This is a genomic window from Exiguobacterium sp. FSL W8-0210 (assembly GCF_038006045.1).
Taxonomy (GTDB): domain Bacteria; phylum Bacillota; class Bacilli; order Exiguobacteriales; family Exiguobacteriaceae; genus Exiguobacterium_A.
On sequence record NZ_JBBOUK010000001.1, the window covers coordinates 1936810 to 1951756 of the forward strand.

Sequence of the window (14947 nt, forward strand, 5' to 3'; positions counted from 1 at the left end):
TGTCCAAGTCCGTTATGCATGCGTTTCCCACTCTTCGACCGTTTCAAGCGTCACTCGACCTAACTTTTCCGTTCGTAGTTCATGCAGGAGCATTTCGCTCGTCCGCTCGAAATCGACATAGCCACCTGAGACGAAACCACGTTTTTTACCGATTGCTTCGAGTACATCAACCGCTTCTCCCGATACTTCGTCGAGACGATAGCGCTCACGCAATTGCTCCGGATACCGTGTCTTTAGCTCACGAAGGGCAAATAGCGCGATATCGTCGATGTTTAAGATATCATCCTTGATCGCTCCTGTCGCTGCTAACCGATACCCGACGACTTGATCGTCGAACTTCGGCCAGAGGATACCTGGTGTATCGAGTAATTCCATCTCACCTGTCTTCATCTTGATCCACTGCTGGCGTTTCGTCACACCTGGACGGTCACCCGTGATTGCGATATTTCGACCGGCAAGTCGATTGATGAGCGTCGATTTCCCGACGTTCGGAATGCCGATGATCAAGGCACGGATCGCACTCGGGTTCCGACCCTTCTCCCGCATCCGTGCGTGTTTTTCTTTCATTAGTCGTAAAGCGCCCTCATGGATTTGATTCAATCCTTTATTGTGCTTCGCATCAACCGCCACGACATCGACACCATCTGCTCGTAATGCCTGCATCCATTGCTCCGTCACTCGTTTGTCTGCCATATCCGCCTTGTTGAGGACGATCAGTCGCGGTTTACCTGCCGTAATCTGTTCGACCATCGGGTTACGGCTCGACATCGGAAGACGTGCATCGACGAGTTCGATCACCACATCGATCAACTTTAATTTTTCTGTGACTTCCCGACGTGCTTTGGCCATGTGACCGGGGAACCATTGAATCGTCATATCCTTCACCTCTTTCATATATTCCTGGACTTCTTGCTGATCATACGATACATGAAAAAACATCCACTCCCTAGTATACGCAACTTAAGACAAGAAAAGAAGATGAGCTGCTTACTTTTAACGGCAAGCGTCTCATCTTCTTTCGTTTTAATCGACAGAGCGTACATCATTGAATGGATAGAAGACGAAGTTCGTCGTTCCGACGATTTGTTCTTCATCCACGAAACCGATATCACGACTATCTTTTGAATTTTGACGATTGTCTCCCATGACGAATACTTTCCCTTTTGGAACAGTCGTCTCTCCTGTTCGCTCTTCAAGCGTGAAGTCTTCTGTCAATGGCACACCACTCATCTGGGCTTTGTATTCTTTCAGATACGGTTCGGCGACTTTCTTATCGTTGACATACAACGTATCGTCTTTGTAATACATCGTATCTCCCGGAACAGCGATGACCCGTTTGATGTAGTCACGCGTTTCCGTTGCATGGAAGACAACGATATCGCCTCTTTCTGGTTCATTAAAATAGTACGGGACCTTATTGACGATCATTCGATCCGCATTGTGTAAGGTCGGCATCATCGATTCCCCATCAACGATGACAGGTACGAACAGGAACGTTCGAATGATGAACGCGATGACGAGCGCTACGACGAGCGCCTTTACCCAACTGAATAACTCCTTCACGAATTCCACTCCCTTGATTAACGCAATTTCTTCCTAAGGACTAGTATACGCATAAACTGCAAAAAAAAGAAGCTTGTCCGGAGACAAGCCACTTTTTCACATGATTAACGACGAATTTCTTTAATACGCGCCGCTTTACCACGAAGGTTACGGAGGTAGTAAAGTTTCGCACGACGGACTTTACCGTAGCGAACGACTTCGATTTGTGCAACACGTGGTGAGTGGAGCGGGAAAGCACGCTCAACGCCAACTCCGTAAGAAATTTTACGGACTGTGAATGTTTCACTGATGCCGCCACCGTGACGTTTGATGACTACGCCTTCGAAGAGCTGAATACGCTCACGCGTACCCTCGACGACTTTAACGTGTACACGGACTGTATCCCCAGGACGGAACGCAGGGACGTCTGACTTGATTTGTTCTTGTGTAAGTTCACGGAACAATTGTTGTGTGTTCATGAATGATTTCTCCTTTTTTCACCAATGTTCTTATCTTCATTTGCTTCAAGCATCCGACAGCGGAACATCGTTAATGGGTGGCTTTTGCCACATATTTTAACTTATCATAGATTCAGTCGTTTGACAATCCTGAAATCGAGTCTAAATAACGTTGATCTTCATCCGTTAACGATGCATCCACGAGAAGATCAGGGCGCCGCTCATATGTCCGCTTCAGCGACTGTTCCCGTCGCCATTTTTCAATCCGAGCATGGTTGCCTGATAACAAGACATCGGGTACTCGATACCCTTTATATTCTGCCGGACGTGTATAGTGCGGGTATTCGAGAAGTCCCGTCGAGAAGGAATCATCTTCGTGACTCGCAGAAGCACCGAGGACGTCCGGTAAGAGGCGGACGACTGCGTCGATCATCGTCATCGCAGCGAGTTCTCCTCCCGTCAAGACGAAGTCTCCGAGCGAGACCTCATCCGTCACCAACTGATCATGGATTCGCTGATCAAATCCCTCATAGTGACCACATAAGAAGACAAGTTCTTCTTCGTTTGCCCATTCTTCCGCCATTCGTTGCGAAAACCGTTTACCGGTCGGTGTCATGACGATGATTCGTCGTTTTCGTTCCGGTAGACTTGCCATCGCATCGAAGACGGGTTGAGGTGTCAACAGCATGCCGGCTCCTCCGCCATACGGATAATCATCGACCTTACCATGTCGATTCGTTGAAAAGTCTCGAAAATTGATTATTTCGAGTATGACGTGTTGATCGTCTTGCGCTCGCTTGACGATCGAATGATCAAGCGCTGAAAACATCTCTGGAAACAGCGTCAATACACGGATGTTCATTCCTCGATCAGTCCCGGAAGCGGCGTGATCTGAATGCGTTTCTGTTCGACGTCGACGGAAGCGACGACTTGCTCGATATACGGAATCAGGACATCTTTTTTCCCGTCGCGTTTGATCGTCCAGACGTCATTTGCGCCTGTTTCGAGAATGTCGGATACGACTCCGATTTTCGTCTCACCGTCATAAACCGTACAACCGATGATCTCATGATAGTAAAATTCATGCTCGTCTAAGTCCTGTAAGTCTTCTGCATGGACATAGAGTTTCAATCCTTTGTACTTCTCGACGTCATTGATATGATGCATCCCTTTGAACGTCACCATGATGAATTGTTTATGCTTTCGGTAGCCACTGATCGTTACCGGTGTATACGTGCCTTCAGAGCCGAGAAAGACTTCTTTTCCGACCTTAAAGCGTTCTTCCGGAAAATCCGTGCTTGCGAGTAACTTCAATTCCCCTTTTAGACCGTGCGTGTTGGCGATTTTCGCAATTTCCAACCATTCCATTCGTTTCACTTCCTTTCTTGAATTAAAAAAAGGAGGTAAGCTTTCGCTCACCTCCTAACGTCTTACTTCGCGAGTTTCGCGTTGTGGAATTTCTCCATGATACCAGCTTGTGAGAAGAGGTTACGAACTGTGTCCGAAGGTTTAGCACCTTCAGAGAGCCATTTAAGAGCTAGCTCTTCGTTGATTTTAACTTCTGCTTCTGGTTTAGCAACTGGATTGTAGTATCCGATTTGCTCGATGAAACGACCATCACGTGGTGCACGTGAGTCTGCTACTACCACACGGTAGAAAGGTGATTTTTTTGCGCCCATGCGCTTAAGACGAATTTTAACTGCCATTCGTAAGTCCCTCCAAATAGTAAATGATTTTTTCGTTTAGTCAAATTGACAACTTCATTAGTATACAACGTTACAGCAAAAGAGAAAAGACTTTTAAAAGAATGGAAGGCCAAAGCCTTTCTTTTTCCCTTTGCCCATCTGTCCGGAAAATTGTTTCATCATTTTCCGCATGTCTTCGAACTGTTTAATGAGGCGGTTGACTTCTTGGATACTGCGTCCGCTACCACGGGCAATCCGCTTCCGACGGCTCGCATTCAAGATTTCAGGTTCAGTCCGCTCTCGTTTCGTCATCGATTGGATGATCGCTTCGACATACACGAGTTGCTTCTCATCGATTTGGGCGTTTTTCAACCCCTTCATCTTCCCTTTACCTGCCCCAGGGATCATTCCCAACAGTTCGTCGAGTGGACCCATCTGTTTCACTTGCTGCAACTGCTCGATGAAATCATCGAATGTAAACGATGCATCGCGCATTTTGCTTTCTAACTCTTTGGCACGCGTAGCGTCCATTTGTGACTCTGCTTTTTCAATCAGTGTCAGCATGTCTCCCATGCCTAGAATCCGAGACGCCATCCGCTCGGGATAGAATGGTTCGATGGCATCGAGCTTCTCTCCAAGACCGACGAACTTAATCGGTGCTCCGGTGACTGCCTTGATGGAGAGTGCTGCACCACCTCGCGTATCTCCGTCGAGCTTCGTCAGAACGACTCCCGTTACGCCAAGCTTCTCGTTGAAGCTCTCTGCGACGTTGACGGCATCCTGACCCGTCATCGAATCGACGACAAGGAAGATTTCATGCGGTTTGGCGATCTCCTTAACATCAACGAGTTCCTGCATCAGTTCCTCATCGACGTGTAAGCGACCCGCCGTATCGATCAACACGATATCGTGATGATGCTCTTTTGCATAATCGAGTGCACCGGTAACGATTTCTTGTGGACTAACCTGATCTCCCATCGAGAAGACCGGTAACTCCAATTGTTTTCCGAGTGTCTCTAATTGTTTGATTGCTGCCGGACGATAAATATCCGCCGCAACAAGCAAAGGACTACGATTATGTTTTTTACGTAAATGATTGGCAAGTTTACCCGTTGTCGTTGTTTTACCTGCCCCTTGCAGACCCGTCATCATGATGACGGTCGGAGGACGGTTCGCAAGCGTCAATGGTGACACTTCTGCACCCATCAGATTCGTCAATTCATCGTGGACGATTTTGACGACTTGTTGCCCTGGCGTCAAAGACGTCATGACATCCTGTCCGACGGCGCGTTCCTTTACATCATTTACGAATTGTTTGACGACCTTGAAGTTGACGTCGGCTTCGAGTAGCGCTAAGCGAACTTCGCGCATCATCTCTTTGACGTCTGCTTCAGAAATCTTACCTTTACCTCGCATTTTAGCGAGACTGGCTTGAAGCCGTTCCGATAATCCTTCGAATGCCATTAAGAATGCCTCCTACTCTAATTGCTCCAATGTCTCAATGATCACTAGGGCTTCACCCGGAAGGTCGCATTGCTTCAGCTGATCGAGTAACTGCTTTCGCCGTTCGTGTTTCTTGAACAGCGATAGTCGTTCTTCATACTGCTCGAGCATGGCTTCCGTGCGTTTTATGTTGTCGTAGACTGCTTGTCGGCTGACTTCAAACTCATCGGCGATCTCACCTAAGGAAAAGTCATCTAAGTAATAGAGTGACATGTAATTCCGTTGTTTTGGCGTCAAAAGCTCCTGATAAAAGTCAATCAGATAATTCATCCGGTTCGTTTTATCAAGTGTCATTCGAGCACCTCCGCAATGTTAAGTGAAATTCCTTTACAGATAGTATAGTACAGCCCTCACAGTGTGTTGTCAAGTTTTTTTCTTTACATGAAACGTCGCTTATTCCGCGCTTTCTTCCGTGTCGACGTTTTCTTTTTCTTCAAAGACATCGCCGAACAGTCCATATACGAATTGTTCTGCGTCAAATGGTTGTAAATCATCGATTTTTTCACCGAGACCCACGAACTTCACCGGTAGATTCAGCTCGTTCTTGATCGCAAGAACAATCCCACCTTTTGCTGTGCCGTCAAGTTTCGTTAAAACGATTCCGCTAACGTTCGTCGCTTGTTTGAAGGCTTTTGCCTGCACCATCGCGTTTTGCCCTGTTGTTGCGTCAAGTGCTAGTAACACTTCATGGGGTGCGCCTGGAATCTCACGTTCAATGACGCGTTTGACCTTTTCGAGCTCGTTCATCAAATTGACCTTGTTTTGTAGGCGTCCTGCCGTATCACAAATCAGAACGTCGACCTTACGTGCTTTCGCTGCTTGGACGGCGTCATAAACGACAGCAGCCGGATCGGAGCCTTCGCCTTGACGAATGACCGGTACACCGGAGCGTTCGCCCCAGACTTGCAGTTGATCGATCGCACCAGCCCGGAACGTATCTCCCGCTGCTAACATGACGCTCTTACCTTCTTGTTTTAATCGGTTCGCAAGTTTCCCGATCGTTGTCGTCTTACCGACCCCGTTGACACCAACGAAGAGGATGACATTCAGCTCATGATCAAGATCAAGGGCTGTCTCTTCTTCTTCGACTAACATGTTCGCGACGACTTCAACGAGGACATCCCGGACTTGTTTTGGATCCTTGACGTTACGTCGTTTGACTTCTGTCTTTAATTCTTCGACCAAATCCATCGTCGTCGTCACACCGACGTCTGCTTGGATCAACACTTCTTCTAACTCTTCAAAAAAGTCTTCATCGACTTCACGGAAGCGGTAGACGAGATCATTGACGGCACTCGCTAATCCGTCGCGTGTCTTCGTCAAGCCTTCCGTAAATTTAGTCGTGACTTCTTGTGTCGAAGTCGTCAAGCGGTCTTTCAGTTTTTTAAAGAAACTCATCGTTTAATCTCCTTTGGTTCTTCACTTAATGTACGTCGTGCCTCTTCTAGTTTAACGGATAACACTTCAGATATCCCGTTTTGCTGCATCGTGACGCCGTAAAGGACATCTGCCGCCTCCATCGTTCCTTTCCGATGGGTGATGATGACGAACTGTGTCTCGCGTGCTAGCTGATGGACGAACTCGCCGAATCGCGCGACGTTCGCTTCGTCAAGCGCCGCCTCGACCTCATCGAGGACACAGAACGGGACAGGACGTGTCTTTAGAATCGCAAATAATAAGGCGATTGCTGTCAAGGCACGCTCTCCACCGGACAAGAGCGACAAATTCTGCAGTTTCTTACCAGGCGGTTTCGCAACGATATCAATTCCACTCGTCAACAGATCACTCGGGTCAACGAGGACTAGATCGGCTTCACCGCCCCCGAATAACTCGCGGAATGTTTCCCGGAAGTGTTCTCGGACAGCATCATACGTTTGACGGAACAATCGAATGACTTCTCGGTCCATCTCTTCGATGACGCCATAGAGATCGGTTTTAGCAGCGACGAGATCATCCCGTTGCGCGGATAGGAACGTAAACCGTTCATCGACCTCTGCGAATTCCTCAATCGCACCGATGTTGACGATGCCGATTTCTTCGAGTTGGCGTTTGAGCAGATGAATTTCCTCTTTTGCCTCTTCATACGATAAATCAAGTGGTGCAATCAGTTCGAGCAGTAATCCCATCTCTTCCAGCATTTCTTGTCTTGTCTCAAGACGCGTGCTCGTTTTCCCTTGCGAGAGTCGTAGCTGCTCGAGTGCCTGTTTCGTCGTTTGTTGATCGTCCTTCGTCTTCGCTTCGCGGATCCGGATCAAGCGCAGGGATTCTGCTTGTACTTGAATCCGTTGCCCGATCGCGACGAGTTCGGTCTCGACCCGTTGTTGTTCCTGTTCCTGTTCGCGCTGTTCCGCATGCAAGGCATCGATTTTCGCTTCGTCGAATCCTTCGAGGACATGACGCAAGTCACGGCGTTTATGACCACGTTCAAGCTTCGCGTGACTGAGCTGTTCCGTCAGGCGTTCGATCTCTTGCGAAAGTTGCGCTTGTTTCATTTGAATCGTCCGCTCTTCGAGAACTGCTTCTGCTTGTTCCTTCTTCAGTTCGTCCATCGTGACGGCACCACGGGCTTGCGCATCCTTAAGACGATCTAAGGCTTGTCTGAGCTCCGTTTGACGCTCCGTCCATTTTGCGATCTCGACTTCCGACGTCTCGATGATCTGACGTGCTTCCTGTTCTTGTTCGAGTACACGTGCCATCTGTCGATCTTCAACCGACAATTCAGACGTCATGACAGCGAGATGACGGTTCGCATCTGCTAACGTATCGCGCGATTGTTCGAGTTGCCCTTGTAATGTTTGAATCGTTTCTGTCCGTGTCCGAGCCGTAGCATCAAGAGTCTGGATCGCCGCTCTCAGATCTTCCAAGCGGCGCATCTGCTCCCGAATGACCGCTTGTCCGCGCGTCAGTCCCTCTTTTAACTCGTCAAGTTCGCGCGATTGACTGAACAATGGTGTGCCTTTTTTCCGACTTCCGCCGGTCATCGTACCGCCGACGTTGACGACATCTCCTTCGAGCGTAACGAGACGATAGCGATGTCCCGTCGAACGGGCGATTTGGTTCGCCTGTTCAAGTGACTCGACGACGAGTGTCGTACCGAGCAAGTTCATCTTTAATTTCGTCAACGTCTCGTCTGTCGTCACGAGATCACTTGCAATCCCGACGAACCCAGACATTCCACCGACTTGTTCTCGTACTGAACGATTGACTTCGCGTGCTTGGAGTGAGGCGAGCGGCATGAACGTTGCTCGACCGGCATTTAATCGCCGAAGCTCCTGGATCAGACGACGTCCTGTCGCATCGGTATCAACGACGATGTTTTGCATCGACCCACCAAGCGCTGTCTCGATTGCCGCTTCAAACCGCGCCGGAACCGAAATCAACTCCGCGACCGCTCCGTAAATACCTGGGTGCTGATCTCGTTGTTTTAAAATCGTCTTCACGGCACCGAAATAACCGCTATAGTCGGCTTTGACGGATTCAAGGAATTCAATCCGGTCTTCCGTCTTATGCCGACGTCGCTCTAAATCCGCAACGGACTGTTCGACTTGTCGTAACGCATGTTGTTGTTCATTTCGTGCTGCAAGTGCCGTCGTCTCTTCTTCCGTTGCTTGGTCCAACTTCGTCCGGATCGAAGCGACTTCCGCCTCTAGACGAGCTACGTCTTCCTCGAGTTGACGACGCGTCGACTGTTTCGTACCGCTGTCCGCCGTAAATGAACGTTGTTGTTCTTCTGCCTGCATGAGATCTTGCTTCGCTCGATTATAGGCATTATTCGTCGCAGCTAATCGACTCGCCACTTCAAAGGCTTCCGAACGTAATACTTCGGCTTCCTTATCGAAATCACGATCGGTTTGTGTCAGTGCTTGATCGGCTCTTTCCCGTTCAGCCGTGATCCGTTTTGCTTCCTGATCGACTTCTGCTTGACGTTCCTGTAAAGCGGTCAGTTCGAGTTCCAGTTCCTTGACGCGTTCTTCGACGACGGCAACCTCTTGTTCGAGTCGCTCTTTCGTCTCGGTCCCGTGTTTTTCACGCTCTTTCGCTAGGTTAAGGGCACCTTGGATCTCAACAAGTCGCGTCGAGACATGTCGAAGTTGCTCCTGCAACGCGTTTTCTTGTTGTCGTTCTTCTTCGAGCGTCGATTCTTGATTCTCTCGGGACAAGACGGTCTCTTCGTAAGTCGTCTTTTGAGACGCAAGGCGTTCTTCACATTGTGCGATGTCACGCGCTAGTGTTTCGAGCTCCGTCTGATACGTCGTGATTTCATGCGCCAAGATACCACGTTCGAGGACATCATGCCGTTCTCGAGCGACGAGATACTCTTTCGCGAGCGCCGCTTGTTCACGTAACGGCTCGATTCGTCCGCCAAGTTCATATAAAATATCATCGACACGCGATAGATTCGCTTCCGTATCACTTAATTTCCGCTCGGCTTGCTTCTTGCGATGACGATACTTCAAGACGCCTGCTGCTTCCTCGATGACAGCACGGCGTTCTTCCGGTTTACCGGAGATGACTTGTTCAACTCGCCCTTGTCCGATGATTGCAAAAGCATCACGCGACAAGCCTGTGTCCATGAACAGATCAAGGACATCCTTCAGGCGACATGGTTTTTTATTTAAAAAATAATCGCTGTCTCCGTTGCGGCTGACACGCCGCGTGACACTTATTTCCTGATACGGCAACGCAACCGTTCCCGACTCGTTGTCTAAGACGAGCGTCACCTCGGCAAATTGTTTCCGGTGTTCAGACAGACTGCCGGCAAAAATGACGTCTTCCATCTTCGCCCCGCGCAGTGACTTCGCAGATTGTTCTCCGAGCACCCAACGGACAGCGTCCGATATATTTGATTTCCCACTTCCGTTCGGTCCGACGACTGCCGTGACACCCGGAAGAAATTCTAATTCAGTTCGACTGGCAAATGATTTGAAGCCATTGATTTCAATTCTTTTTAAGTACATCTTGATCACCCGTATGTTTAAATTTCTTTTGAATTTCTTTCAGTTTACCATAGCCGAAACGCTAGCAACATGATAGGTTTTAAGGTAGTATCACGCGAAACAAGAAGAAGAGGAGCGAATAACACGATGACGATTGAACAAATGATTGAAGCAATCTTAGATAAATTGAACATCATCAACAAAGGGGTCATTAAAGCAGAACAGTTCGATGGCTCAAAAAACGAGGACTTAAAAGAGATTTATGAGTTCGTCATGATGCGCGACTCGTTATCACTGGCAGAGGTCGATGCGATCGTCGACGAACTGAAATCCCTCAAGACTGTCTAATCAAGTGAACTCCACACGATAAAGGCCGATCATCTCTCACGCATTCGAGAGATGGTCGGCCTTTTGTTGCTTAAAACTGTTTCTTTAATTCAAGTAAGGCTTGTTTTGCCGCCTGTTGTTCTGCCTCTTTTTTCGATCGGCCTGTCCCGATCCCTTCCAGCTCATCCGCGACTTGGACACGCGAGATAAATTCCCGACTATGCGCCGGACCGCGCTCCTCGATGATTTCATACTCGATGACACCTAAACCGACACGTTGAATCGCTTCCTGTAATTGACTCTTGAAATCTGTCTGTTCTTCAAAAAAGCCTGTCGCCACTTTCGGAAAAACCGCTTCGGCGAGGAATCGTTCGGCTGCTTCGATGCCTTGATCAAGATACAAGGCGCCAATGAAGGATTCGAAGACATCCGCAAGTAAGGCTGGACGATTCCGACCACCGGTCAGTTCTTCCCCCTTACCTAACAGAATCATATCGGAAAACTGATAGTGATTCGCAAATTGGACGAGTGACGGTTCACAGACGATTGCCGCTCGCAATTTCGTTAATTCCCCCTCGGAACGTTCCGGGTAGTGTTCGAATAGATAGCGTGACACCGTCAACTCTAAGACCGCGTCCCCTAAAAATTCTAGGCGTTCGTTATCCCCTTCAGACTCGCGTTGTTCATTGACGAACGAAGAATGCGTGAAGGCTTGTTTTAATAGCTCGACATTAGAAAACGTGATATTCAGGCGCTCTTGTAACGCTTCGAATTTCTGCTCGATTTGAGCGAGCGTCCGAGCATCCTTGCGTCGTTTTACATAGGGTCCTTTTCGGACACGACGTCCTTTTTGATTCGTCATAGTTCCTCCTAAACAGCTAAAGCCCACCGCAAATTGCGGTGGGTCAGCTTCAATGATCAGACTTGTGTTTCGATGTAGTTGACGACATCGCCGACAGTCTTCAAGTTTTCTGCTTGCTCATCTTCGATCGTGATTTCGAACTTGTCTTCTAAGTCCATGACGAGTTCCATGACTTCGAGAGAGTCAGCACCGAGGTCGTCTTTGAACGATTTATCAAGTGTGATTTCATTTTGTTCTTTTCCTAATTTTTCTGCGATTGCTTCTTGTACGTCTACTAAGATTTGTTCTTTTGTCATTTTAAAATCCCTCCATGAGTTGAGTATATAAGATGATTGCCGATTTAGCAAAGTACTACCGTTAGTTGTGTTACATCGTCATGCCGCCATCGACGGCAAGAGTTTGTCCTGTGATGTATCGTGCTTCATCTGAAGCGATGAAACTGACGAGTGAAGCAATATCGTCGGTTTGACCGAAGCGTTTCAACGGAATTTGCCCGAGTGACAGGTTCCGCTGTTCTTCTGTCAATTCGTCCGTCATGTCCGTCTCGATGAATCCTGGACAGATGGCATTGACTGTGACGCCTTTACTAGCGAGTTCACGTGCGACGGATTTCGTCAGCCCGATCAGACCCGCTTTCGCTGCGACATAGTTCGCTTGCCCTGGATTTCCGGAAATACCGACGACTGATGCGATGTTGATGATACGACCGCTTGTTTTTAACAACGGACGTGTCGCAGCTTGCGTGACGAGAAACGCCCCTTTCAGGTTCGTATCGATGACAGCATCGAAATCCGCTTCCTTCATACGCATCAGCAAACCATCACGCGTGATGCCGGCATTATTGACGACACAATCCAGTTGACCGAATGTGTCGATCGTCTGTTTGATCATCTGTTTGACAGCATCTGCTTCAGCGACATTCGCTTGAATCGCGAGTGCCTCTCCGCCTGCTTCCTTGATTTCACGGACGACAGCTTCCGCCTTGTCCGTGCTTCCTGCATAGTTGACGACGACACGGAAACCATCTGTTGCCAATCGCTTCGCGATGGCAGCTCCGATGCCGCGTGACGCGCCAGTGACGAGTGCTACTTTACTCAACGAATTCCCTCCGCTTCCAACTGCTCAAGTGTCGTGATGCTGATGATTTTCGCATCTTTTTTGATTCTTTTCACGAGACCGCTCAACGGAGATGATGGACCAAACTCAATGAATGTATCCGCACCTTCTTCGATCAGACGCTCAACGCATGATTCGAATCGAACCGGTGAGTAGAGCTGCTGAACGAGCAAACGAATCAATTCGTCTGGTTGATCATGGAACGCACTGTCGACGTTCGAGATGAATTTCGTCTTCGCCGCTTCAAACGGTGACGAGACGAGAATGTCTTCGAATCGTGGTGCGAATGGTGTCATGAGTGACGAATGGAATGCACCTGAAACATCAAGCGGTAAGACACGTTTTGCTCCGAGCTCTTTTAACTTCGCTGTAGCGGATTCGACCGCTGCGATTTGTCCGGAGATGACGAATTGCCCGGGACAGTTGTAGTTGGCGATTTGAACGATTTCTCCCGTCGCCGCAATCGATTCGACCGCGTGATGGGCTGCCTCGACATCATTCATGCCGATGACCGCCGCCATCGTTCCACCCGTGACTTGATTCATGAGCTTTCCGCGTTCGCGGACGAGATAGACGGCTTCAGACGGTGTGATGACAGAAGCTGCGACGAGCGCGCTATATTCTCCAACACTGTGTCCGAGTACGAAATCAGGTGTATGTCCTTGTGCTGCGTACTGCTGTGCGAGTAATGCACTGTGTGCGACGATGGCTGGTTGAGCAATATCTGTCGCTTTCAATTCATCCTTCGTCCCTGTCGTCATCAGCGTCGTCAGATCCAGACCAATTCGCGTTCCGAGGTCAGCGAGTGCTTGGCGTGTCTCGTCTTGCGTAATGAGCGTTTGTCCCATTCCAGGCGTCTGTGACCCTTGTCCCGGAAACATCCAAACTGTTTTCCCCATCTCGTCTCACTCCTTCTTAACGTGCTTCATTTGCCTTCGCTTGAACGATTTTGGCAACGACTTCTTGTTCGACCATCTTCTCAGCTTGAACGAGCGCTCGGCTGAATGCGTAGGCATTACTTGAACCATGCGCCTTAATGACCGGAGCCGCTATGCCGAATAGTCCGGCACCGCCATATTCTTCATAAGCAAGCAACTGCTTCATTTTTTTCAACTTCGGTTTTAGTACGAGAGCGGCGAGCTTTGATGTCCAAGAGCTCATGAATTGTTCTTTCATGACACCCATGATCATACTGGCAGCCCCTTCTGTACTCTTAAGTAACGTATTGCCGGCAAAACCTTCCGTGACGATGACATCGACGTCACCGCTCATCGCTTCTCTCGCCTCGACGTTCCCAACGAAATGAATCGGTGCTGTCTCAAGTAGCGGATACGTTTCCTTCGTCAGTGCATTCCCTTTACCGGCTTCTGATCCGATATTCAGGAGTCCGACTTTTGGACGTGTGATGCCGCGAACTTGTTCTGCGTAGACAGACCCCATGATGGCATAATCGAGCAAATGCTCTGCCTTCGCATCCGGGTTGGCGCCAACATCTAAGATGACGACACCTTTCCCATTACGTGTCGGGAAAGTCGGGGCAAGTGCAGGACGGTCAACTCCTTCGATTCGACCGATGACGAACAATCCGGCAGTCATGAGCGCTCCCGTGTTGCCTGCTGAAATCAAGGCATCTGCCTCTCCTGATTTCACCAGGTTTGCAGCCACAACGAGTGAGCTATCTTTCTTGCGGCGAATCGCACGTACCGGTTCATCTTCTCCGGTGATGACGGATGCCGCGTGGACGATCGTCACGCGCGGATCCTCGATTGTGTATGAGCGTAATTTCAACTCATCTCCGACTAGTCGGATATCGATGTTTTCGTTTGGACGTTCTGCCAAATAGGCAACGACCCCTTCTACGATGGCACGGGGTGCGTGGTCGCCCCCCATAGCGTCAACTGCTAAAATCATTTCGATTCCTCCTTACTACTTCGATACACCGTGAACTCACCGATGAAGACACATTCTTCACCGACATAACTCTCCACCGTGATGTCAGAACGACCATCTTGACGATGGGAACTGACGAATGCTTTCGCAACGACGCGTTCTCCGACGTGAACGGAGCGTGTGAACTGAACGTTCGCACGTGTCGTCAATGCGAGTTCATCGTCGATGAGCGCAATCGCAAGCGAGTTTGCCTGCGCGAACAAAATATGTCCGCGGGCGATCGCATTCCGACTAAACGCATGTTCCGGCAAAATCTCAAGGATAGAGATCGCAGATGTATCGAGTTTCAGGTCAATCATATCACCAATGACTTCATTTTCAGTCAACGTACGCACATCATCCAGCCGTTCGGTCGCGACGTGTTTAATTCGCTCCCGTAATTCCGGAATCTTTAATTCCATCCGGTCGAGACGAATCGTCTGGATACTGACACGGAATCGTGTCGCCAGCGCTTCATCCGTGATGAACGGATTTTGCTCGATCGTCTGTAATAATTCTTGTTGTCTCTCTTTTTTAGGTACCCGCATGTATGTTCCTCCCACAAGAAGGATGACCACTGTTATTACC

17 protein-coding genes are annotated in these 14947 nt (G+C 49.0%); 1 reads left to right on the forward strand and 16 read right to left on the reverse strand.

Annotated features, from left to right (window positions below; all coding sequences use genetic code 11):
* Window positions 1-12: 12 nt before the first annotated feature.
* From ylqF to smc, 10 genes are all read right to left on the reverse strand, one after another.
* Window positions 13-876 carry a ribosome biogenesis GTPase YlqF gene (gene ylqF, locus MKY22_RS10260; RefSeq protein WP_035396901.1) on the reverse strand — a complete coding sequence of 288 codons (864 nt, stop codon included), beginning with the start codon at window positions 874-876 and terminating at the stop codon, window positions 13-15.
* Between the two features lie 147 nt (window positions 877-1023).
* Window positions 1024-1563, reverse strand: coding sequence for a signal peptidase I (gene lepB, locus MKY22_RS10265; protein WP_034786034.1), 540 nt, complete (start codon window positions 1561-1563; stop codon window positions 1024-1026).
* 104 nt (window positions 1564-1667) lie between these two features.
* On the reverse strand, window positions 1668-2021 hold the full coding sequence (rplS, locus tag MKY22_RS10270) for a 50S ribosomal protein L19 (protein WP_023468738.1): 354 nt from the start codon (window positions 2019-2021) through the stop codon (window positions 1668-1670).
* A 112-nt stretch (window positions 2022-2133) separates the two neighbouring features.
* Window positions 2134-2862, reverse strand: coding sequence for a tRNA (guanosine(37)-N1)-methyltransferase TrmD (trmD, locus tag MKY22_RS10275; protein ID WP_341088686.1), 729 nt, complete (start codon window positions 2860-2862; stop codon window positions 2134-2136).
* Window positions 2859-3368: a ribosome maturation factor RimM gene (rimM, locus tag MKY22_RS10280; protein ID WP_023468740.1), complete on the reverse strand. Its 510-nt coding sequence runs from the start codon at window positions 3366-3368 to the stop codon at window positions 2859-2861. Before rimM ends, trmD begins: the two co-directional genes overlap by 4 nt.
* A 62-nt stretch (window positions 3369-3430) precedes the next feature.
* Window positions 3431-3706, reverse strand: coding sequence for a 30S ribosomal protein S16 (gene rpsP, locus MKY22_RS10285; RefSeq protein WP_023468741.1), 276 nt, complete (start codon window positions 3704-3706; stop codon window positions 3431-3433).
* A 93-nt stretch (window positions 3707-3799) separates the two neighbouring features.
* Entirely contained in the window at window positions 3800-5149 is a 1350-nt protein-coding gene (ffh, locus tag MKY22_RS10290; protein WP_023468742.1) for a signal recognition particle protein, read from the reverse strand.
* A 12-nt stretch (window positions 5150-5161) separates the two neighbouring features.
* Window positions 5162-5482, reverse strand: a complete 321-nt coding sequence (locus MKY22_RS10295) for a putative DNA-binding protein (RefSeq protein WP_023468743.1) — start codon at window positions 5480-5482, stop codon at window positions 5162-5164.
* A 99-nt stretch (window positions 5483-5581) separates the two neighbouring features.
* Window positions 5582-6586, reverse strand: coding sequence for a signal recognition particle-docking protein FtsY (gene ftsY / locus MKY22_RS10300; RefSeq protein WP_023468744.1), 1005 nt, complete (start codon window positions 6584-6586; stop codon window positions 5582-5584).
* The gene (gene smc / locus MKY22_RS10305) at window positions 6583-10146 is read right to left on the reverse strand and encodes a chromosome segregation protein SMC (protein ID WP_341088690.1); all 3564 of its coding nucleotides are present in this window, start codon (window positions 10144-10146) and stop codon (window positions 6583-6585) included. The genes ftsY and smc overlap by 4 nt, the downstream gene beginning before the upstream one ends.
* A 126-nt stretch (window positions 10147-10272) precedes the next feature.
* Between smc and MKY22_RS10310 the strand changes: the two genes are divergently transcribed.
* Window positions 10273-10473: a DUF1128 family protein gene (locus MKY22_RS10310; protein ID WP_023468746.1), complete on the forward strand. Its 201-nt coding sequence runs from the start codon at window positions 10273-10275 to the stop codon at window positions 10471-10473.
* Window positions 10474-10543: 70 nt separating this feature from the next.
* On the opposite strand, the gene rnc is transcribed toward MKY22_RS10310, so the two are convergent.
* The 6 genes from rnc to fapR all read right to left on the reverse strand — a co-directional run bounded on the left by rnc (window position 10544) and on the right by fapR (window position 14907).
* Window positions 10544-11314 (reverse strand): ribonuclease III, encoded by a 771-nt coding sequence (gene rnc / locus MKY22_RS10315; protein ID WP_023468747.1) that lies wholly within the window; start codon window positions 11312-11314, stop codon window positions 10544-10546.
* Window positions 11315-11370: 56 nt separating this feature from the next.
* A complete protein-coding gene (gene acpP / locus MKY22_RS10320; protein ID WP_341088692.1) occupies window positions 11371-11610 on the reverse strand; it encodes an acyl carrier protein in 240 nt (79 codons plus the stop codon).
* Between the two features lie 70 nt (window positions 11611-11680).
* Window positions 11681-12412: a 3-oxoacyl-[acyl-carrier-protein] reductase gene (gene fabG, locus MKY22_RS10325; RefSeq protein ID WP_035396763.1), complete on the reverse strand. Its 732-nt coding sequence runs from the start codon at window positions 12410-12412 to the stop codon at window positions 11681-11683.
* Window positions 12409-13329, reverse strand: a complete 921-nt coding sequence (fabD, locus tag MKY22_RS10330; RefSeq protein WP_035396761.1) for an ACP S-malonyltransferase — start codon at window positions 13327-13329, stop codon at window positions 12409-12411. Before fabD ends, fabG begins: the two co-directional genes overlap by 4 nt.
* A gap of 16 nt (window positions 13330-13345) precedes the next feature.
* Window positions 13346-14341: a phosphate acyltransferase PlsX gene (gene plsX, locus MKY22_RS10335; RefSeq protein ID WP_341088694.1), complete on the reverse strand. Its 996-nt coding sequence runs from the start codon at window positions 14339-14341 to the stop codon at window positions 13346-13348.
* Window positions 14338-14907, reverse strand: a complete 570-nt coding sequence (fapR, locus tag MKY22_RS10340) for a transcription factor FapR (RefSeq protein ID WP_023468752.1) — start codon at window positions 14905-14907, stop codon at window positions 14338-14340. Before fapR ends, plsX begins: the two co-directional genes overlap by 4 nt.
* Between the last annotated feature and the right edge of the window lie 40 nt (window positions 14908-14947).

Coding starts and splice junctions, on each gene's coding strand:
- ylqF (WP_035396901.1), bottom strand. CDS start 876: ATGACGATTCAATGGTTCCCCGGTCACATGGCCAAAGCACGTCGGGAA.
- rplS (WP_023468738.1), bottom strand. CDS start 2,021: ATGAACACACAACAATTGTTCCGTGAACTTACACAAGAACAAATCAAG.
- trmD (WP_341088686.1), bottom strand. CDS start 2,862: ATGAACATCCGTGTATTGACGCTGTTTCCAGAGATGTTTTCAGCGCTT.
- rimM (WP_023468740.1), bottom strand. CDS start 3,368: ATGGAATGGTTGGAAATTGCGAAAATCGCCAACACGCACGGTCTAAAA.
- rpsP (WP_023468741.1), bottom strand. CDS start 3,706: ATGGCAGTTAAAATTCGTCTTAAGCGCATGGGCGCAAAAAAATCACCT.
- ffh (WP_023468742.1), bottom strand. CDS start 5,149: ATGGCATTCGAAGGATTATCGGAACGGCTTCAAGCCAGTCTCGCTAAA.
- MKY22_RS10295 (WP_023468743.1), bottom strand. CDS start 5,482: ATGACACTTGATAAAACGAACCGGATGAATTATCTGATTGACTTTTAT.
- ftsY (WP_023468744.1), bottom strand. CDS start 6,586: ATGAGTTTCTTTAAAAAACTGAAAGACCGCTTGACGACTTCGACACAA.
- smc (WP_341088690.1), bottom strand. CDS start 10,146: ATGTACTTAAAAAGAATTGAAATCAATGGCTTCAAATCATTTGCCAGT.
- MKY22_RS10310 (WP_023468746.1), top strand. CDS start 10,273: ATGACGATTGAACAAATGATTGAAGCAATCTTAGATAAATTGAACATC.
- rnc (WP_023468747.1), bottom strand. CDS start 11,314: ATGACGAATCAAAAAGGACGTCGTGTCCGAAAAGGACCCTATGTAAAA.
- acpP (WP_341088692.1), bottom strand. CDS start 11,610: ATGACAAAAGAACAAATCTTAGTAGACGTACAAGAAGCAATCGCAGAA.
- fabD (WP_035396761.1), bottom strand. CDS start 13,329: ATGGGGAAAACAGTTTGGATGTTTCCGGGACAAGGGTCACAGACGCCT.
- plsX (WP_341088694.1), bottom strand. CDS start 14,341: ATGATTTTAGCAGTTGACGCTATGGGGGGCGACCACGCACCCCGTGCC.
- fapR (WP_023468752.1), bottom strand. CDS start 14,907: ATGCGGGTACCTAAAAAAGAGAGACAACAAGAATTATTACAGACGATC.